16 protein-coding genes and 1 pseudogene are annotated in these 19,919 nt (G+C 63.2%); 9 read left to right on the plus strand and 8 right to left on the minus strand.

Going from position 1 to position 19,919, the window contains the following annotated elements; all coding sequences use genetic code 11:
* The first annotated feature begins 257 nt into the window (after window positions 1-257).
* Together NKH63_RS05975 and NKH63_RS05980 are read left to right on the plus strand one after the other, a co-directional pair.
* A complete protein-coding gene (locus tag NKH63_RS05975; RefSeq protein WP_352855472.1) occupies window positions 258-1,145 on the plus strand; it encodes an arginase family protein in 888 nt (295 codons plus the stop codon).
* 194 nt (window positions 1,146-1,339) lie between these two features.
* A pseudogene (locus NKH63_RS05980) lies at window positions 1,340-3,870 on the plus strand (NAD-dependent epimerase/dehydratase family protein).
* 108 nt (window positions 3,871-3,978) lie between these two features.
* Here the strand turns inward: NKH63_RS05980 and NKH63_RS05985 are convergent.
* Together NKH63_RS05985 and NKH63_RS05990 are read right to left on the minus strand one after the other, a co-directional pair.
* Window positions 3,979-4,752: a glucose 1-dehydrogenase gene (locus NKH63_RS05985; RefSeq protein WP_352494204.1), complete on the minus strand. Its 774-nt coding sequence runs from the start codon at window positions 4,750-4,752 to the stop codon at window positions 3,979-3,981.
* Between the two features lie 108 nt (window positions 4,753-4,860).
* Window positions 4,861-6,279 (minus strand): aminotransferase, encoded by a 1,419-nt coding sequence (locus NKH63_RS05990; RefSeq protein ID WP_352480837.1) that lies wholly within the window; start codon window positions 6,277-6,279, stop codon window positions 4,861-4,863.
* A 297-nt stretch (window positions 6,280-6,576) separates the two neighbouring features.
* Here NKH63_RS05990 and NKH63_RS05995 point away from each other — a divergent pair, with 297 nt between their 5' ends.
* The 3 genes from NKH63_RS05995 to NKH63_RS06005 are packed head-to-tail and all read left to right on the plus strand — an operon-like array spanning window position 6,577 to window position 9,439.
* The gene (locus tag NKH63_RS05995) at window positions 6,577-7,494 is read left to right on the plus strand and encodes an ABC transporter permease (protein ID WP_352480838.1); all 918 of its coding nucleotides are present in this window, start codon (window positions 6,577-6,579) and stop codon (window positions 7,492-7,494) included.
* A gap of 24 nt (window positions 7,495-7,518) precedes the next feature.
* On the plus strand, window positions 7,519-8,343 hold the full coding sequence (locus NKH63_RS06000; RefSeq protein WP_023720898.1) for an ABC transporter permease: 825 nt from the start codon (window positions 7,519-7,521) through the stop codon (window positions 8,341-8,343).
* 22 nt (window positions 8,344-8,365) lie between these two features.
* Window positions 8,366-9,439 carry an ABC transporter ATP-binding protein gene (locus tag NKH63_RS06005; protein ID WP_352481109.1) on the plus strand — a complete coding sequence of 358 codons (1,074 nt, stop codon included), beginning with the start codon at window positions 8,366-8,368 and terminating at the stop codon, window positions 9,437-9,439.
* Window positions 9,440-9,441: 2 nt separating this feature from the next.
* Here NKH63_RS06005 and NKH63_RS06010 read toward each other — a convergent pair whose 3' ends face one another.
* From NKH63_RS06010 to NKH63_RS06035, 6 genes are all read right to left on the minus strand, one after another.
* On the minus strand, window positions 9,442-9,843 hold the full coding sequence (locus NKH63_RS06010) for a hypothetical protein (RefSeq protein WP_352480839.1): 402 nt from the start codon (window positions 9,841-9,843) through the stop codon (window positions 9,442-9,444).
* A gap of 5 nt (window positions 9,844-9,848) precedes the next feature.
* Window positions 9,849-11,126: a flavin monoamine oxidase family protein gene (locus NKH63_RS06015; protein WP_352480840.1), complete on the minus strand. Its 1,278-nt coding sequence runs from the start codon at window positions 11,124-11,126 to the stop codon at window positions 9,849-9,851.
* Window positions 11,123-12,199: an extracellular solute-binding protein gene (locus NKH63_RS06020; RefSeq protein WP_352480841.1), complete on the minus strand. Its 1,077-nt coding sequence runs from the start codon at window positions 12,197-12,199 to the stop codon at window positions 11,123-11,125. The genes NKH63_RS06015 and NKH63_RS06020 overlap by 4 nt, the downstream gene beginning before the upstream one ends.
* 114 nt (window positions 12,200-12,313) lie before the next feature.
* Window positions 12,314-13,402, minus strand: coding sequence for an ABC transporter substrate-binding protein (locus tag NKH63_RS06025; RefSeq protein ID WP_352480842.1), 1,089 nt, complete (start codon window positions 13,400-13,402; stop codon window positions 12,314-12,316).
* A gap of 26 nt (window positions 13,403-13,428) precedes the next feature.
* Window positions 13,429-14,145, minus strand: coding sequence for a transcriptional regulator BetI (gene betI / locus NKH63_RS06030; RefSeq protein WP_502896303.1), 717 nt, complete (start codon window positions 14,143-14,145; stop codon window positions 13,429-13,431).
* 6 nt (window positions 14,146-14,151) lie between these two features.
* Window positions 14,152-14,946: a methyltransferase domain-containing protein gene (locus tag NKH63_RS06035; RefSeq protein ID WP_352917705.1), complete on the minus strand. Its 795-nt coding sequence runs from the start codon at window positions 14,944-14,946 to the stop codon at window positions 14,152-14,154.
* A gap of 186 nt (window positions 14,947-15,132) precedes the next feature.
* Here NKH63_RS06035 and NKH63_RS06040 point away from each other — a divergent pair, with 186 nt between their 5' ends.
* The 4 genes from NKH63_RS06040 to NKH63_RS06055 are packed head-to-tail and all read left to right on the plus strand — an operon-like array spanning window position 15,133 to window position 19,861.
* Window positions 15,133-16,752 carry a phytoene desaturase family protein gene (locus NKH63_RS06040; RefSeq protein ID WP_352494202.1) on the plus strand — a complete coding sequence of 540 codons (1,620 nt, stop codon included), beginning with the start codon at window positions 15,133-15,135 and terminating at the stop codon, window positions 16,750-16,752.
* Window positions 16,739-18,313, plus strand: a complete 1,575-nt coding sequence (locus NKH63_RS06045) for a phytoene desaturase family protein (RefSeq protein WP_352480845.1) — start codon at window positions 16,739-16,741, stop codon at window positions 18,311-18,313. Before NKH63_RS06040 ends, NKH63_RS06045 begins: the two co-directional genes overlap by 14 nt.
* Window positions 18,314-18,365: 52 nt before the next feature.
* Window positions 18,366-19,598, plus strand: coding sequence for an aminomethyl transferase family protein (locus tag NKH63_RS06050; protein WP_352917706.1), 1,233 nt, complete (start codon window positions 18,366-18,368; stop codon window positions 19,596-19,598).
* Between the two features lie 2 nt (window positions 19,599-19,600).
* Window positions 19,601-19,861 carry a hypothetical protein gene (locus tag NKH63_RS06055; protein WP_023720906.1) on the plus strand — a complete coding sequence of 87 codons (261 nt, stop codon included), beginning with the start codon at window positions 19,601-19,603 and terminating at the stop codon, window positions 19,859-19,861.
* The last annotated feature ends 58 nt before the right edge of the window (window positions 19,862-19,919 follow it).

Below are 19,919 nucleotides of genomic sequence, written 5' to 3' on the forward strand. Positions count from 1 at the left end.
CGAATCAGTGACTGCATCTGCGGGACAACATCGACGTCTTCGCTCGAAATGTTCCCTTACGCGTAACACCGACCCAGAGGTACTCGGCGGCAAGGCCCCGGAGGTACTCGGCGGCAAAGCCGACGGGAGACCGGGAGGAAAGCGCAGCCTGTTTCTTGAGCAGATGCCTATTGCCCACAACGCGGAGAACTCTGATCATGTCCTCAGTAGCCAGCACGACAATGCCACGAACCACCCCTCAGGCGAGACATATCGCTTTGCTCGGCGCGCCCTCTAATCTTGGGCTGATGCCGCAGGAGGGTGAGCCGGAGCCCGGCGCATGGAAGGCGCCGGAGGTACTTCAATCGCTTGGTCTCGCCAACCGTTTGGGCGCCGGTCCGTTGCGCACGGTTCGGGCTCCGCCCTATCGGCCTGAGGTGGACCCTGCGACGGGCGTGCGCAATGCCCAGGCGCTGCGCCAGTATTCCGAGACGCTTGCCGAAGCCGTCGGCGAGGAGCTGAACTCGGGAGGGTTCCTGCTCATACTCGGCGGCGATTGCAGCGTGTTGCTTGGCCCCGCGCTAGCGCTACGGCGTCGTGGCCGCTACGGCCTTATCTTCTTCGATGGGCACACGGATTTCAAATTGCCGGATACCTCGCCCTCAAAGGGAGCCGCGGGCATGGATTTGGCCTTCGTGACCGGCCATGGACCGAAGCTCCTGACCGATTTCGGCGAGCACACTCCTTTGGTCCGTGAGGCCGATGTAGTCGCGTTTGGCTATCGCGATGTGCAGGACCCCGCGACTTACACGTCCAAGGCCGTCTTCGACACCGATGTTCACCGGATGGATTTGGCTGAAGTGCGGCGGCGCGGCGTCGCCGATGCTGCACGCGTAGCGCTTGACGCGGTCGCAGGGCAGGACGTCGAGGGTGTATTCGTTCACTTCGATGTCGACGTGCTGGACAGCGAGATCATGTCGGCTGTCGATACGCCGGAAGCCGGCGGTGTCTTGCCCGACGAAGCCGTCGAAGCTCTTCGCACATGGTGCAATGATTCACGCGTGATTGGGATGGAGGTGACGATCTATGATCCCGACCGCGATCCAGATCGTCGCTGCGGCAAGCTGCTGATCGACATTCTGACTGCTGCACTTCGCGACCGGTAGGCCAATGGCAGTCGTCCTGCACTTGTGCACGAATGCAATCCGCCGGAGCGAATGGCAGTCGGTCTGACGGATCGCCGCGCGCATCCATTCCGTGATGCCACCTCATCGGGAACCGTTCTCAACGAACATGGTTCCGAGTGTGCGACTGAAAGCATTTGGCCCCTTTCATCTCGCTACCGCCAAGGAGATTCGCCATGACCGGCAAAACCCGTCCCACCGTCCTGATCACAGGCAGCAGCGGGTTTCTGGGCCAGGCCATCGCTCGCGGCCTGACGGAGCGCCACGACATCATCGGCCTTGATGTTGCCAGGCGGTCCTTGCCCGGCGTCGAGACGATCGAGATCGACCTTACCTCGGATACGAGCGCGGCGAAGGCGCTGGCCGAGGTGCGCGAACGGAGTGGCGGCCGCATTGCCTCGGTGATCCATCTCGCGGCCTATTACGACACGACCGGCGAGGATAATCCGAAATACGGCACGGTGACCGTCGAGGGAACGCGCCGGCTGCTGAACGCGCTGAGGGGGCTCGAGACGGAGCAGTTCGTGTTTTCGAGCACGTTGCTGGTGCATGCGCCGAGCCCGGTGAAGGGCGCCAAGATCAACGAGCGATCGCCGATCGATCCGGCCTGGGCCTATCCGAGATCGAAGGCCGAGACCGAGACACTGATCCTGAAGGAGCACGGCGACATCAAGGTTGCGATCCTGCGACTGGCGGGTGTCTATGACGAGGATTGCCACGCCGCCTTCATCGCCCAGCAGATCGCCCGCATTTTCGAGCGCATGCCGACCGCCTATCTTTTCACCGGCGACATCACCACCGGACAGCCTTACCTGCACCTGGACGACCTCGTCGACGCCGTAGTGCGCACCGTCGACCGGCGCAGCGAGCTTCCCGACGAGACCGTACTGCTGATCGGCGAAGAGCAGACGCCGTCCTACGACGAGATGCAGAAGCAGATTGGGCGGCTCCTGCATGGCGAGATCTGGCGGACCTGTCCCTGCCCAAGGAGGTGACGAAGCTCGGCGCCTGGATGCAGGAGAAGGTTTTCGACCAGGAGACCGACATCAAGCCATGGATGATCGAGAACGCCGACGATCACTACGAGATCGACATCTCCCGCGCCAGGCGGCTGCTTGGCTGGAAGCCGCGGCACAGCCTGACCGCTACCTTGCCGGAAATGATCCGGCGGCTGAAGGCGGATCCCACCGACTGGTACAAGAAGAACAAGCTTGAACCGTCGGCGGTCGCCGCTTCCGCGCCCGAGCTCGACCAGGCCGCCGCAAGGCTGCGGCGTCCGCTCGAGCGCTCGGACGACGAGGTCGAGGTGGAAACCGAACGCCACCGGGCCGCAACGCTCTGGGCGCCACTGACCAATGTTGCCATCGGACTGTGGCTCGTGGCGGCGCCCTTCACGCTCGGCCTGTTCGATCCCGCTTCAGCACCGATTCCGCCGGCGCTCGGACATGAGATCGCCTCGCCGGAGACGCGCGACGGAAGGCTCGGCATCAGTGAGATCGTATCCGGCCTCGCCATCCTGTCGCTGGCGCTTGTAGGCATGCGCCGGCGCTGGCGCGGACTGCAATGGATCACCGCCTCGATCGGGGTTTGGGTGATGTTCGCGCCGCTCCTGTTCTGGACCACCAGCGCCGGAGCCTACGCGACCGACACGCTGGCCGGCATGCTGATCGTCGCGTTCGCGGTGATGGTCCCGCCAACGCCGGGTATCAGCCGGCGTGCCCTTGCCGCCGATGACGACCGGCCGCTCGGCTGGAGCTATTCGCCTTCGCTCTTCACCCAGCGCATTCCCATAATCGGCCTCGCCTTTGTCGGCCTGTTCGTCTCGCGTTATCTCGCTGCCTATCAGCTTGGCCATATCGATGGCCTTTGGGAACCGTTCTTTGGCCCGGGCGAAACGCCGGCCGGCAATGGCAGCGAGGCGGTAGTCACCTCCTGGGTCTCCAAGGGCTTTCCGATCGCCGATGCCGGGCTGGGCGCCTTTGCCTATGCGCTGGACATCCTCGCCGGCGCGATCGGCGACCGCCGCCGCTGGCGCACGATACCGTGGATGGTGCTTTTGTTCGGCTTGCTGGTCGTCCCGCTCGGCGTGGTCAGCGTCAGCTTCATCATCATCCAGCCGCCGCTCATCGGAGCGCTGTGCACGCTCTGCATCGTCCAGGCTGCCGTCACCGTCGTGCTCATCCCCTATTCGGTCGACGAGGTGCTGGCGAGCTGCCAGTATCTTTGGCGTGCGAAACAGGCGGGAGAGCCGTTCTGGCGCACATTCTGGTGCGGAGGCCCGGCACTTTCGGAGGACCAGACGCCGGCGCCGGATCTCGACCGGCCGCTGTCGGAAGTGGCGCGGGACTTCGTCACCGGCGGTGTGAACTTCCCATGGACCCTAGTCGCCAGCACCCTCGCCGGCGCCCTGCTGATGATCACGCCGCTCGCCTTCGGCACAAGCCCGCCGCTCTACTTCAGCGACCATGTCACCGGCTGCCTGGTCATAATGGTCGCCGTTACTGCGATGGCCGAAGTGGCGCGCGCCGTCCGCTTTCTGAACATCGCGCTTGGAGCCTGGATCGCCCTCTCTCCCTTTATCCTCGCCGGCGGTGCGGCGGCGAGCCTAGCCAATCTGGCGATCGGAGCGCTGCTGGTCGGGCTCAGCCTGCCGCGCGGCACGCGCAGCGCCGCGCATTATGGCGGTTGGGACCGGGCCATCGTATAAGGATGTTCAGCAGCGCTGGACGTGTCGAGATGAGGGTCGCCGAAGCTAGCCAAAGGATGGCGGCGCGGCGCCCTGATCGTGCCCCAACAGCGACCGCGACGCCCGCGCTCACACCGAGCCGGTCATGCCGCCGTCGACATAGATGATCTGGCCCGTCATGAAGCTCGATGCATTGGATGCGAGGAAGATCGCGGCGCCGCCCAGTTCGTCGACTTCGCCCCATCTGGCCAGCGGTGTGCGCCCGACCAGCCAGCGCGAGAATTCGGCGTCTTGCACCAGCGCCTCGTTCAGTTCTGTCCGGAAGTAGCCTGGGCCGATACCATTGACTCTGATGCCGTGTGGGCCAAGCTCGGTGGCAAGCCCCTTGGTCAGCATTTTCATCGCACCCTTCGATGCCGTGTATGGCACGATCGAGGAACGCCCCAGTTCGCTTTGCACCGAACATATGTTGATTATGGACCCGGTCTTGCGGGCCATCATCGAGCGGACCACCGGCCGGGTGACATAGAATGCACTGTAAAGGTTTGTCCGCATCAATCTGTCGAACATGTCGAGCGGGAAATCGGCGAATGGCGCGCGGTGCTGCATGCCGGCATTGTTGACGAGAATATCGATCGGGCCGCGCTCTGCTTCCAGCCTGCCGATTTCACGCTCGACGTCTTCAGCCACGGTCACGTCGAAGGTGGAGCCGATCGCCTGGATACCGGATTCGGCCAACGATCCGAGTGCCTTTTGAACGTGGTCTTCGTCCCGCCCATTGATGATCACCGTCGCGCCGGCGCTCGCCAGCGCCTTCGCCATGGCAAAGCCGATTCCGCGGCTCGATCCGGAGATGAAAGCGGTTTTGCCGGCGAGGCCGAACAGGTCCGATAGGTCGGTCAATGTTTGTTTCCCAGAGATGCGGCCAGATGCAGGCGATCGAGGCCCTGCCGTACATCGTAAGCGCGAACGACCGCTGTCAGCAATGGCGAGATTGCCGGCGATAAACGCTTATCCCCGCCAGACGCCTTCCCGGCGCAGATCGTCCATCGTGCGCGAAATGCCTTCGCGCAGGATCGACACCATGTCGTCGATCTGCTCGCGCGTGATGATCAATGGCGGCGACATCACGCACATGTTAATCAGCGGCCGGACCAACAGGCCGAGCTCGTGGCAATGCGCGTCGATGCGTTTGCCGACATCCTTGTCGAGCTGCAGTGGATCCTTGCTGTCGCGGTCGGCGACGCATTCGACGCAGCCCATCAGCCCCATGCCGCGCACCTCACCGACCACCGGCAATTCCTCCAGCGTCTTCAGTTGCGCCTGGAAGTAGGGCGCGACCTCGCGCGTATGGGCCAGCACGCTTTCGTCCAGAATATCGAGGTTCTTCAGCGCCACCGCGCAGCCGACCGGATGGCTGGTGTAGGTCAGGCCATGGCCGAACATGGCGTCCGGATGGTTCGAGCGGCGCAGCTCCTCCAGCAGCCGTTCCGAAAGGATGACGCCGCCGAGCGGGAAATAGCCTGAGGTCACCCCTTTCGCAAAGGTGATCATGTCGGGCTCGATGCCGAACACCTCGCCGGAGGCAAAGACATGGCCAAGCCGGCCGAAGGCGGTCACCACCTCGTCGGAAATATAGAGGATGTCGTTGTCGCGGCAGATCGTCCGGATGCGCTGGAGATAGCCCTCCGGCGGCACGATGACGCCGCCCGACGCCTGCACCGGCTCGCCGACGAAAGCACCGATCCTGTCGGCGCCGACACGGGCGACCATATCGCGGAATTCAGCGACCAGCGCATCGGTGAAAGCGGCAACGCTCATGCCCTTCGGACGGCGGAACGGATCGGGTGAGGACAATTTGACGACCAGCTCGTCTGCGCCATCCATCCAGTCACGGTCGCGCGGACGCCCGTTAAGCGAGGCCGACAGATAGGTCGAGCCGTGATACGCGCCGCCCCGGCTCAGGATCAGCTTCTTTTCCGGGCGGCCGCGCACATTGTTGTAAAATTGCATAAAGCGCAGCGCCGTCTCGACCGCCGAGGAGCCGCCCGTGGTGAAGAAAACATGGCTGAGATCGCCCGGCGCGTGGCCGGCGATTCGCATGGCCAGTTCCGCCGACGGCGCATTCATCGTGTACCACGGCGTGTTGTAGGACAGCGCCATCGCCTGGTCGTACATTACCTTGGCGAGCTCTTCGCGACGGTGGCCGACATTGATGCACCACATGCCCGCCGGTCCGTCGATCAGCCGCTTGCCGGTGGCATCGGTGATGTAGATGCCCTCGCCCGCGCCGATCAGGGCGCGTGCCTCCGCGCCGACCGAGCCGGCGAACGGCCAGGGCTGGACAAGATGGCGCTTGGCCAGTTCGACGGCATCCTGAGCGCCGGCTCCAGCCATTTCGGTCGAAGTGATGTCTCTTGCCGCCGCCATCTTCGCCTCGCATTGTATGCCGCAATTTCACCGGACACGAAGCTGGTTCACGCTCCAGGAAAGCTCGGCTTTCTTCGTTCATTTTGAATGGCCGTTCAATCAATATTGCAGAAATAGCGCTTGATTTCAATCCGCCGATGCGCGCATGATGAAAGAAAGCCGGCAAGCTCGGAGCACGATTGCGCCCTGGGCATAAAGTGGGAACAGATAGCCGGTTTCAGCAATGGGATGCCGCATGGCAGGACAGTCCGCGCCAGCAACCGAAATCACGCCGGAGACCCTGCCCGAGGGCCTGCAATGATGGTGGCCGCGGAAGGGTCGCCCGCTTTCGGCATGACGCGGGCGAGGCGAAACGCCCTTCTGCAATCAGAACCCGTTCAGGGTCTTGCCCTGATCAGCCCGACCTTCGTCTATGCGCTGATACTTCTGGTGCTGCCGATCCTGGCGGTCATCGCGCACTCCTTCTGGACGCAGAATTACCTCACTGTCGACCATACCTTCACGCTTGAAAACTACCGCCTTGCGCTGACCGAGCCGATCTATCGCGACCTGCTGTGGCGCTCGCTCTACATCTCGCTGACGGTGAGCTTCTTCACGGTCGTGCTCGCCTATCCGATCGCCTATTTCATCTCGTTCCACGGCGGCCGCCACAAGGGCCTGTGGCTGTTCCTGATCACCATCCCGTTCTGGACCAGCTATCTGCTGCGGGTAATGTCGTGGAAGGTCATCCTCGGCTATAATGGCGTGCTCAATTCCGGCCTGATGGGCCTTGGCATCATCGACGAGCCGTCGACCGCGCTGCTTTACAATTCGACTGCCGTCATCATCACGCTGACCCACGCCTGGGCAGCCTTCGCCATCCTGCCGATCTTCGTCTCGCTGGAAAAAATCGACCGCACGCTGGTCGAGGCGGCCACGGACCTCGGCGATGGCCCTGTCCGTTCCTTCCTGCGCGTGACGCTGCCGCTTTCGGCGCCCGGTATCATTTCGGCAGCGCTGATCGTCATGATCCCGACGGTCGGCGATTACGTCACGCCGAAGCTTGTCGGCGGCAAGGACGGCGTCATGATCGCCAATGCCATCCAGGCGCAATTCGGCAAGGCCTCCAATTGGCCGCTGGGTGCTGCACTCTCCGTCACCACGATGCTGGTTGTGACGCTGATCGCAGGCGCCACGGTTCTGATCATCCGTGCCGCCCAGCGGCTGGCACGATGAGGCTGGCGCGATGAGGCCGGCGCGATGACGGCGATGCGCCGCTTGCTGCCGGGCCGATTGCTGCCGGCCTATGCGTTCCTCTACGTCGTGTTTCTCTATCTGCCGGTTATCTTCCTGCCGATCTTCTCCATCAACACCGCCGCGACGCCGAAATTCCCGCTCTCCGGCTTCACCTTGAAATGGTACCACGACCTGCCGCGCACGCCGGCGCTGCTCGACGCCACCTGGAACAGCCTGGTCGTCGGGGTATCGGCCTCCATCCTGTCGACCGTTCTTGGCATCCTCGCCGCGCGCTCGATCACCCGCTACCGCTATCCCGGCCGCCGCGCCATCAACGGCCTGATCATGGCGCCGCTGGTACTGCCCGAAATCATCGTTGCCATCTCCTTGCTACTGGTGATCCTGCAACTCGGTTTGAGCCTGTCGCTGTTCACCGTCGTGCTTGGCCACGTCCTGGTCTGCGTTCCCTATTCGATGACGGTGCTGACCGCCGGCTTCGAGGGCTTCGACCGCAGCCTGGAGGAAGCCTCCGCCGATCTCGGCGAGAGCGCCTTCGGCACGTTTCGGCGGGTGACGCTGCCGATGGTGGCGCCGGCGATCATTTCAAGCCTGCTCGTCTGCTTCACCATTTCGCTCGATGAGTTCCTCATCGCCTTCTTCCTGACCGGCACCGAGGCTACACTGCCGATCTATATCTGGGGCCAGTTGCGTTTCGCCGCGAAACTGCCCGGCGTGCTGGCGCTGGGCACGCTGTTGCTGGTTGCCTCGTTTCTTTTGATGACCATCGCCGAAATCCTGCGCCGCCGCGCGGCCAGACGCACCCAGAACGAGGGAGGCCTCCATGCCTGAGCGGCCCCAAATCGAGCGCTCTATGATCGAGATCCGCAACGTCACGCGCAGCTATGGTTCGTTCAAGGCGCTGGACGACGCCTCGCTGACCATCAGGGAGGGCGAATTCTTTTCGCTGCTTGGCCCGTCCGGCTGCGGCAAGACCACGCTGTTGCGTATGATTGCCGGTTTCGACAACCCGACCAGCGGCTCGATCTCCGTCGATGGCCAACCGATGGAAGGCATCCCCGCCAACGGCCGGCCGACCAACATGGTGTTCCAGAACTACGCCATCTTCCCGCACCTCAATGTCGAGCAGAACGTCGCCTATGGCTTGAAGCGGCTGAAGCTGGCCGGCACGGAGGAAAGGCGCCGCGTCGAGGAAGCCCTCGCCCAGGTGTCGCTGACCGGCCTCGGCAAGCGGCTCGCCACCGAGCTTTCCGGCGGCCAGCGCCAGCGCGTGGCGCTGGCTCGCGCGCTGGTGATGCGCCCAAAAGTGCTTTTGCTCGACGAGCCGCTGTCGGCGCTGGACAAGAAGCTGCGCGAGCAGATGCAGGTCGAACTGCGCCGCCTGCAGCAGGCGGTCGGCATCACCTTTGTCCTGGTAACCCACGACCAATATGAGGCACTGGCGATGTCGGATCGCATCGCAGTGATGTTCGGCGGCATGATTGCGCAGGTCGCATCGCCGAAGGAGATCTACCAGCGGCCGGTCAATCGCCAGGTGGCCGACTTCCTCGGCGGCATGAATTTCGTCAAAGCGGAGATCGTCGAGGAGAACGGCGCCTCGCTGGTGCTCGACACGCTGGGCTTCGGCCGCGTCAAGACCGACAAGCCGAAAGCTTTTGTGCGCAATGGCACCGCCGCGACGCTTGGCATCCGGCCCGAGCGCCTGCGCGTTCTGTGGGACGATGCGACGGCAAAATTCGAGGTCGCCGGCAAGGTGGTCGAGCGCCATTATTTTGGCGAGATCACCCATTTGATCGTCGAGATACCAGGGCTGGAAAAGCCGTTGTCGGTGACCGAGACCAACGACTTCGGCGCCGACGACATTCCGGTCGGCACCACGATCCGCCTCGCCTACGACCCAGAGGCCTTGGTGGCGATGGCAGATTGACGCTATCTCACCTCCAATTCGGCGGACAGATAGTCACTTAATCGATTGTCGCCTGCCTTCTTTGAATCCTCCAGCAGCATTTTAAGATCATCAATGTCGACCAATCCATGGTTCTGCAAATAGACGACTGTAAGCTCCGGGTCGAACCCGCACTTGAGATTACCCAATTGGCTAAGCACGTGATAATGCGCACGGTCGCCGGACTTCCAAACAGCAAATGAGTTGATCGGCCAGCCGCCCTGAAGGTCAGCTTTAAGTGAGCTTGCCGAGTATTCGCAGACCTTCTTTAAGGTATTGTCGAGTTCACCAATCTCGATTGGGTGGGGCGCCGAATAATAGCCAGCCGCAAATCCTGTAACTGCCATGACCGCACCGGTGAGTACGATCTTCGAGACCGTTTTCATACCGCTCAGATCTCCTCGATCAACCGCCGCGCCATTTTTCGCCCGGCGACGATTGCACCCTCGACATAGCCTGGGAATGACGGCGACAGCTCCGACGAGGCGAAATGGACCGGCGGCGCGCCGGCGCGGATGATGCGTTCGGCATTGGTTGCCGTCGCATCGACGATAAGGTCGCTGTAGCCGCCACCGCTCCAGCGATCGTCCGTCCAGTCACGGTAGCTGAGATCGGAGAAGCCGGCCGCCTCGGCGCCGAGCGCTTGCTCCAGTTTTGACGTCACCTTAGCGCGCAGTTCCGCCTCGCCCAGTTCGCGCCAGCGCCGGGCCAGCGGCCCGCCGATGAAGACGACAAGTGCTGGATGACCGTCGTCATTGCCGGCGTCGCAGGCAAAAAGCCCGTGCGGATCGCGCCACATCACCATGCCGCTCAAGCCCCTGTCGCGCCAGAAGGCCGTGGGATAACGCGCCAGCATCTTGATTACCGCGCCGCTTTGCCAGACGCCGAGCGCTGCTTCCAGCGCAGCCGGCAGCAGCGGTACGAAATCCAGTCTCGACGCCATCATCGGCGGGACTGCGACCAGCACCGCTCGCGCCTCGATTGAGCCTGCGGCCGAGACGACGCGAACCCCTTCCGCTCGACGCTCGATGGTCTTGACCGGCGTGTTCAGCCGCAGGCGACCACCGAGGTCGCGGGCCAGGTCGTCTGCCAGCGAATGCATGGTTTCGCGCACGAAATACTGCAGTTCCGACACCTCGTTGGTGATGCGGCGGTCGTTGTCGATCAGGTACCACAGCGGCAGCCTTTCCATTGCCAGGCACCAAAGGCCCTCGATCAGCGAATGAAAGACCGCCTTGGCTTCATCGGGATCATTCTGGCGATCGAGCCATGCCGCGACGGTCAAACCGGCAATGGCCGGATCGTCCGGTGCAATCGCGTTCATCCGCTCGCGTATTCGCATGGCGGTGCCATAAGTGCGCTCGGCTTGCGCCTCGCTCATCCGCGGTTGGGTGATGAATTCGCCGGCGAAATGCGTCCCGACCAGCGTCTTGCCGCGTGCCCGCACCAGCGCCATCAGTTCGGGCATGTCCTCGCACAGGAACTGGCCGCCGCTGTCGATGCGCTCGCCGAGCCCGTTCGGCATGGCTTCGACGCGTCCGCCGACGCGGTCGCGGGCTTCGAGCAGCACGAAATCGACGCCAGCGTTGTTCAGCTCATGCGCCGCCGACAGGCCGGTGAAGCCGGCGCCGACGACGACCACCTCGGCTCGTTCGATCTCGGACGTCAATAGCCGGCCTTGATCTTCTCGAATTCGGCGATCATCCGCTGCTTGAGCTCCGGCGCCACCGGCTGCTGGAACAGCGTCTTGTCGAGGAACTTGTCGAGATCGTCGAAGCCGCGCTCGGCCAGGATCTTGGGATCGATCGCCGCCATGGCAGCGGCGTTGCCATGGCCATAGCCGAACGTCTTGACCAGATAGTCGGATACAGCAGGCGCATTGACAGCGTTCAGGAAATCATAGGCCTGGTCGAGATCACCCGGTGCGTCCTTCATCAGCACATAGCCGCACACCCATGTCGACAGGCCTTCCTTGGTATCGCGGTTCATGGCGATCGGCACGCCTTGGCCCTTGAGGGTGACGAAAGTCTCGTTCCAGCCCCAGGCGAGATCGACCTCGTTGCCGGAGAAGGCCTGATTGATATCGGTGTCGTCGGTCCAGTAGAAGCGGATGTTCTTGTGCACGTCACGCAGAAATGCCGAGGCGTCCTTGAACTGCGCGTCGGTCATCTTGTTCCAGTCCTTGAGGCCGATGACCAGGCTGGCCAGCGCGTAGGCGTCGTCGACATTGTCGCCAATGGTAACGCGCCCCTTGAACTTCGGATCGGCAAAGATCCTGAGCGACTGCGCCTGATCCGGCGTCACATTGTCGGTGCGGTAAAGCAGGGCCGTATTGCCCCAGTCGAAAGGCATGAACCAGGCCTTGCCGTCAGCGGTGGTGGCGAGATCCTTCATCGCCATGATGCCGGGATTGAGATCCTTCCAGCCGGCGATACGGCTGGTGTCGAGCGGCTGCAGCATGCCGGCCTCGCGCCATTTCACCACGCTTTGCGAGCAGGGATGCGCAATGTCCGCCTTGAAGCCGGCCCGCATTTTCTGAAAGGCCTCTTCCTCGTCGCCGAAGAAGGCGAAGGTCGGCTCGGCGCCTTGTTCGGCGGTGTAGGCCGGATGCAGCAGCGGGTCCTCATAGCCCGACCAGTCGAACACCACGAGGTCGCCGCCGCCTGCCGCAAGTGCCGCGACTGTGCCTGCGCCGATTGCGCAGGCCGCGGCGATGGCCAGGCGGCGAAGCACGGAATTCATGGCGCAAAGCTCCTCATCGCGGGAAACACCGCGGCGACGTTAGGAGAATTCGGGAGCTTTGGCGAGCCCGTCCGCCCGCTATGTCCGTGGGCAGACGGGCCAAGCGAGGAGAGCTCAATAGCCGGCTTTGATCTTCTCGAACTCGGCGATCATCTTGAGCTTGAGATCGGATGGAACCGGCGACTGGAACAGCGTCTTGTCGACGAACTTCTGCACGTCGTCATAGCCTTTCTCCTTTAGCACCACCTGGTCGACGCCGGCCATGCCATTGGCATTGGCCTGGCCGTAGCCCCAGTCCTTGACCAGGACCTTGGCGACTTCCGGATCGTTGACGGCGTTGAGATAATCATAGGCCTTGTCGGCATTGCCGGGCGCATCCTTGAACAGCACATAGCCGCAGACCCAGGTCGAAATGCCCTCGTCGGTGTCCTTCTTGGCCTTGATCGGCACGCCGGCGGCGACAGACTGCACCGTCGCGTCGTTCCAGGCCCATGCGAGATCGACCTCGCCGCCGCTCAACAGCTGCACGATATCGGTTGAGTCGGTCCAGTAGGAGCGGACGTTTTTGTGCACCTGGCGCAGGAAGCCTGATGCCTGTTTGAACTGGTCATCCGTCATCTTGGTCCAGTCCTTCAGGCCGATGGCGAGACTGGCCAGCGCGTAGGCGTCGTCGACATTGTCACCGACGGAAACCCGGCCCTTGAACTTCGGATCGGCGAAGGCCTTCAACGACTGCACGTCCTTCGCATCGATCTTGTCGGAATTGTAGGTCAGCTGCGTGTTGCCCCAGTCCCAAGGCATGAACCAGGCCTTGCCGTCGGCGGTGGTGGCGAGATCCTTCATCGCCATTATGCCGGGATTGAGGTCTTTCCAGCCTGATATCTTCGAGGTGTCGAGCGGCTGCAGCAGGCCGGCCTCGCGCCATTTCACCACGCTTTGCGAGCAGGGATGGCCAAGATCGGCCTTGAAACCGGAGCGGACCTTTTCGAACGCCTCGTCCTCGTCGCCGAAGAAGGTGAAAGTCGGCGAATCGCCGTTCTTTTCGACATATTTCGGATGGAAGCCGGGCTCCTCGTAGCCAGACCAGTCGAACACGACGAGATCCCTGTCCGCAGCCAGCGCCGCCGCCGAAGCGGCGAGCGCTCCGGCCAATGCCAATGTCAGCGTCAATGTCAGCGTCGGGCGTCGCGTCATTGTCTTCATTGCTGTTCCATCCTCTTTTGATTGTTTCACGCCGGCTTGGCACCGCCGGCTGTCGGCCACGGATAATGCTTGGGAAATGCCGCGGACAGGAACGCGTTCGCGGCCTGCAGCGCAGTCTCGCGCGTGGTGTCTTCGGTGCCCATCATCAGCCGCAGCCACAGTCCCTCCAGCATGGCGCTGAGCGCCAGCGCCATCACCTGCGGCTCATAAGAATAGCCGCCGCTCTGCTTGAGCGTCGCGCAAAGGTCGATAAAGATGTTCTGATAGACGGCGTCGCGTGCGCTGCTCAGCGCCTGATAGGTCGGCCGCGATTTGGCTTCGCCCCAGAACGCACACCAGGCCGCCAGCTTGCGCTTGTTGCAGATCGAGCGGTCGAAATCGGCCGCGACCAATGCCTGCAACTGGCGGGCGGGATCATCGCCGGCCTTCTGCAAGGCGCTGCGCCAATGCGCCGAATACTCGTCATACATGTATTGCAAAGTCGCGACGAGCAGCTTCTCCTTGCTTTCGAAATGGAAATTGACGATGCCGCGCGACAGGCCGGCACCGTCGGCAACGTCGGCCATCGTCGTATCCGAATAGCCGCGCTTGGCCAGTGAATCGATCGTCGCTTCGATCAGTTGAAGCTGCCTGGTCTCTTTCGACGCCTTGCGGCCACGCTTTTCGGTGTCGCTCTTTCGCGTCGCCTCGAGGAGGGCTTCGCGCGCCTCTGTTGTCTTCATGGGATTGATGGTCTCCCGCATCGCCGGCTAGCCAACCGGCTTTCGGCCGCGAAGATGAGTGGGACGGTGCTCGCCTGTGTCAAGCACCTTCTGCATGGCTTCCCAGGTTCGTATATTCTTGTCGACATAGGCCGCGCCGACGGCAGCCGCGACCACCGGGTAGAGCGGCCCCTTCAAGCGGTTCAGCTCCTCCCCCGCGATCTCGCGATACCAGGGATTGCGGTCGCGCACGGTGATGTCGGCAAAGCCGGCCTGGCGCATCGCCTGCACATAGCGGGCCGGCGATGCAATGGCGAAGGACAGGCCTTCAGCGGCGACATAGGCCTTCATCTCGGGCGACGGCTCGCCATCATGCGAGATCATCCAGTTCGACGCGGCAAAGACGCCGCCAGGCTTCAGGACGCGGAATATCTCGGCGAACAATGCATCCTTGTCCGCCACGTGCAGCAGCGCGTCCTTGGAAAATACGACGTCGAAGGCACCGTCGGCAAAAGGCAGCGGTCCTGGCGCCGCCTGGATGAAATCGGCGCGACGCGCGAGCCCGCGCGCAGCGGCCCGCTTCCTGGCCGTCTCGATCACGGGCCGTTCGACGTCGAAGCCTGTGAGGTGGGCCGCGCGGTGACGCTCGATGAGATGCAGCGTGATGCCGCCGGAACCGCAGCCCATGTCGAGGACTGTCTTGCCCGCAAGCGACAGCCCTTCGACGACCCGGTCGACCTCTTCTGGCCCACCCGGCGACAAATAGCCGTCGCCCCACAACGCCTCGAGGAAGCGGATGGCGGTGTCGTCATACTCCGGTTCGGCCTCTGCCGTTTCGATCATCAAACCCTGGTCCCAAGGCTATCCTCGAATGAGCCAAAGCCTAGCGCATAAACACGAAAACGCAACATCATTTGTTGAACATTCATTCAATATGGTTGGACAGGATGACCGTCTTCGTGCGAAATTCGGCTTATTGGGGGCGCATCACACGAAAAGAAGGTCGGGCACGATGAAGGCTGGGCCAAAGTGAAGAGCTGGGACGCGATCGTCATCGGCGGCGGGCATAACGGGCTGGTCAATGCCTGCTACCTGCAGCGTGCCGGGCTCGACGTGCTGGTCGTCGAGAAGAACGACTGGGTCGGTGGTGCCGCCACCAGCCGCGAGCTGACGCCCGGCTTCCTCTATTCCAACTGCTCCTATGTCTGCTCGCTGTTCCGCCCGGAGATCATGCGCGACCTCGAGCTGCCGCGCTTCGGCCTGCAGGTGATCTCCTATGAGGGCGGCGCGGTGTTCACCCGCGATGGCGACTATCTCGCCAACTACCGCGACCACGATGCCCACCGGCGCGAATTCGCGCGGTTCTCCAAACGCGATGCCGAGGCCTATGATCGTTATGCCCGCGACGTGACGCGGCAGTGCCGCTTCATCCAGCCGCTGCTGATGCGCACGGCGCCCGACCCGACCAGCCTGCGGCCGCGCGACCTTGGCGAACTGCTCTATCTCGGCAAGAAGTTCACGGGGCTCACTGCGGAGGAAATGGCGCTGACGCTGCGCTTCTGGACCATGTCGATCTCCGACTTTCTCGACGAATATTTCGAGACCGACGTGATCAAGGCGAATTTCGCTTTGTCCGGCATCATCGGCACCGCGCTCGGGCCGATGTCGCCCGGCACCGCCTATGTCCTGCTGCATCATTATATGGGCGAGGTCGACGGCTCGGTCGGCGCCTGGGGCTATGCGCGCGGCGGCATGGGCGCGGTCACCGAGGCGCTCGCCGCATCCTTCCAGGCTTCGGGCGGCACCATCCGTACCGGCGCCGAGGTCGACCATGTGCTGATCCGGCGCGGCAAGGCCAATGGCGTGGTGCTGGCCGGCGGCGAGGAAATATACGGCAAGCTCGTGGTTTCCAACGCCGACGTGAAGCGCACCTTCCTCAAGCTGGTCGAGGAAAAGGAATTGCCCGAGATTTTCCTGCGCCGGGTCAGGAATTTCAAGATCCGCGGCTCGTCAGGCAAGGTCAACATCGCGCTCGATTCACTGCCGGAATTCCCGGCGCTGCCGAAGGATTCGCCCGTCTATTGTGGCGACATGCATTTCACCGATTCGATCGAGCGCATGGAGCGTGCCTATGACGACTGGAAGGCCGGGCGCTGGTCGGCCGATCCTTTCCTCGACATGGTGATCCCGACGACGCTCGACCCGACCATGGCTCCACCCGGCAAGCATTTCATGAGCTGCTTCGTGCAATATGCGCCACCGAAGGTGGACGGCCGCGGCTGGACCGACGCCGACCGCGACGGCTTTGCCGAAAGCGTGATCGCGCAGATATCGGACTATTCGCCGGGCTTCCGCGACCGCATCGTCCACATGGAAGTGCGCACGCCGCGCGAGATCGAGGCCGAGGTCGGCCTCACCGAAGGCAATATCTTCCAGGGTGAATTGACCTTCGACCAGTTGTTGTTCAACCGCCCCGTGCCGGGCTACGCACAATACCGCTCGCCGGTCGATGGACTCTACATTTGCGGCTCCTCGACCCATCCCGGTGGCGGCGTCATGGGCGCGCCGGGCCGCAATGCCGCCGCCGAGATCCTGCGTGATCTCGCCAAGCCAAATCAGCATATGAGCCCGGCCCATGACGTCATCTGACAAATGGGATGTTGTCGTCATCGGCGGCGGCCATAATGGCCTCGTTGCCGCCGCCGTTCTGGCGAAGAGCGGCCGCAAGGTGCTGGTGCTGGAAGCCGCCGGCGAGGTCGGCGGCGCCGCGCGCACGGAGGAATTCGCGCCCGGATTTCGTGTTTCGTCGATCGCCCATCTGCTGAACCGGCTGCACCCCGATGTGGTGAAGGTATTGGAGCTGGAGAAGCACGGGCTGCAGGTCGCACGCGGCGACTTCGCGCCGTCGGTGGTGCTGGCGAAAAGCGGTCCGCCGCTTTTCCTGCATGGCGCCTATGGCGAGGTGCTGACCGGCACCAGTCCTGCCGAGCAGTCCGCCTGGAAGGAGTTGCGGGCACAGCTGCTGCGCTACGCCGGCATCCTGAAGCTGTTCTTGTCACGCCGGCCGCCCGATCTCGGCGCCATGTCGCTCGCCAACACGGCAGCGCTCGGCCAAACCGGACTGGCGCTGAAGAAGCTTGGCAAGGAGGACATGCGCGATTTCCTGCGCGTGCTGTTGATGAACGTTGCCGACCTGCTCGACGAGCAGCTTGCCGACGACCGGCTGAAGGGCCTGCTTGCCTTCGACGCTACGCTCGGCAGCCATCTTGGCCCGCGCTCGCCGACCTCGCTGCTCGGTCTCTATTACCGCCTGGCCGGCGAGACCGGCGGTTCCGCCGGCGCGCAGATGCTGCCGAAGGGCGGCATGGGCGCCGTCATAGCCGCCATTCGCGCATCGGCGCAACAGGCCGGCGTGACCATCCGCACCGCGACGCCGGTGGCAAAGATTATCGTCGAGAAGGGCCGCGCCGTCGGCGTGCTGCTCGACAGCGGCGAGGAAATCCGCGCGACAACGGTCGTGTCCGCCATCAACCCGGCGACGACCATGGTCGACCTTGTCGGCCCGCGTGAAGTCGACACCGGCTTCGTTCGCAAGGTCGGCAATATCCGCATGAAGGGCGATGCTGCGAAGCTCAATCTGGCGCTCGACCAGCCACCGCAATTCGTCGGCGTCGATGCCGCCGGCCACCGTGGCCGTCTCGTCATCGCGCCCTCGACCGATCATGTCGAGCGCGCCTTCAACCCGTCGAAATATGGCGAGTTCTCACCCGAACCGGTGATGGAGATCACGCTGCCCTCGCTGTCGGACGCCTCGCTCGCGCCCGAGGGGGCCTGCGTGCTGTCCGCGGTGGTGCAATACGCCCCCTATGCCTTGAAAGAGGGCTGGAGCGTCGGCAAGCCGAAATTCCTCAAAGTCTTGATGGCTGAACTCGAGGCTTATGCGCCGGGAATCGGCGGCAGCGTGCTCCATGCCGACCTGCTGACGCCGGCCGACATCGAGGCGCGCTACCGGATGCCGGGTGGGCACTGGCACCACGGCGAACTGCAGGCCGACCAGATGCTGATGTCACGGCCGATCTCCGGCTGGTCCGGCTACGACACGCCGGTGGACGGGCTGTTCCTTGCAGGCGCCGGCTCGCATCCGGGCGGCGGGGTCTCCGGCGTGCCGGGCCTGAATGCCGCAAGGCGCATCATTACGGTGAGGGGGTAGCTGTCATGGTGCAACGAGCCAAGACCGTGCTCCACGGCGAAAGAACGCCGTGATGAACCATCAGCCCATTGGCCCATCCGATGCCCGCATCGCGGCACAATCCCATTTCCGCAGTTTGCGCCTCGACACGCCGTTCCAGGCGCGCATTGATGCGCTGGCGAAGACGAACGACTGGTACAATTGGGCCGGCTATCGCGCCCCACATTCCCTATGGGACGAGGATCTCGAATATTTCGCCATCCGCAGCCAGGCCGCTCTGTTCGACATCTCGCCGATGACGAAGTACCGCATCGAGGGACCGGATGCCGAGACCTTCCTCGACCGCCTGACATTGCGCGACGTGACTAGGCTGAAGCCCGGCCGCGTCAACTACACCGCCTGGTGCGACGATCAGGGCTTTGTCCTCGACGACGGCACGTTGTTTCGGCTATCGCCGACACGGTTCCGGCTGTGCTCGCAGGAGCGGCATCTGCCGTGGCTTCTGGACAGCGCCATTGGCTTCGACGTGGCGGTTGAAGAAGAGACCGAAACCGTCGCCGGCCTCGCCTTGCAAGGCCCGACCTCCTTTGCCGTGCTGCGCGATGCAGGTTTTGCAGGTATAGAAAAACTGAAAATATTCGACCTCGCCGAGTTTCCGCATGACGGCGTCACCATCACCATCTCGCGCACCGGCTTCACCGGCGATCTCGGCTACGAGTTGTTCGTGCAAACGGATAAGGCGCTCAGCCTCTGGGATCGGCTGATGACGGCCGGCGAGCTGCGCGGCATCCGCGCCATCGGCTACGCCGCATTGAACCGCGCCCGGCTCGAAGCCGGGCTGATCGTCGCCAATGCAGATTTCGTCACCGCCGAGCATGCCATCCGCGCCGATCGCCTGCGCATGCCGGACGAGATCGGCCTCGGCTTCATGGTCTCCTTGGAAAAGGGTCATTTCAACGGCCGCCGCGCAATACTCCACGCACGGGCGAAGAAGCGTCTTCGCCATGTCCTGGTCGGGTTGCAGATCGAGGGCAATATCCCGGCCGAGCACGCGATCGTCTACCACAGGAAAAGCCAGGAGGTCGGGCTGGTCAGCGCCGCCATGTGGTCGCCAATGGCCAAGCGCAACATCGCCATCGCCTCGCTGACGCGGCCGTTCGGCGAGACCATCGTCGACGACCTCTGGGTCGAGATCTACGCCATGCGCGAGCTGCAGTACCAGAAGCTGATGAAGCGGGCCAAAATCGTGGCGCGGCCGTTCGTCAGGCTCGACCGCCGCACCGCCAATCCGCCCGCGGATTTCTGAGCATGTCCGACGAAGCCGAACGTCATGAGGATGACGCCGAAGCCGCCGAACAGTGGCAGCTGGTCAACACGCCGCTCGGCGAAAAATGGTCGGGCCGCACCCGCTATGCCGCGGCCATGTTCTTCTACAAACGCGGCGAGATGAGCGCTGAAACGCTGGAGGTCTACCGCATTTGTGCGAGGCTGGACTCGACCGATCCGCTGCCGATCATCCGCGATCGCGGCATTGGCCAGGACTGGCTTAAACGCATAGGTTTTGAATAACTCGCCCTGGGGCGTGTTGAGATTCAGGTCAGGCCGAGTCGAAAATTGTGGGTTCCGA

This window comes from Mesorhizobium sp. M0960 (assembly GCF_040319055.1).
In the GTDB taxonomy this organism is placed as follows: Bacteria; Pseudomonadota; Alphaproteobacteria; order Rhizobiales; family Rhizobiaceae; genus Mesorhizobium.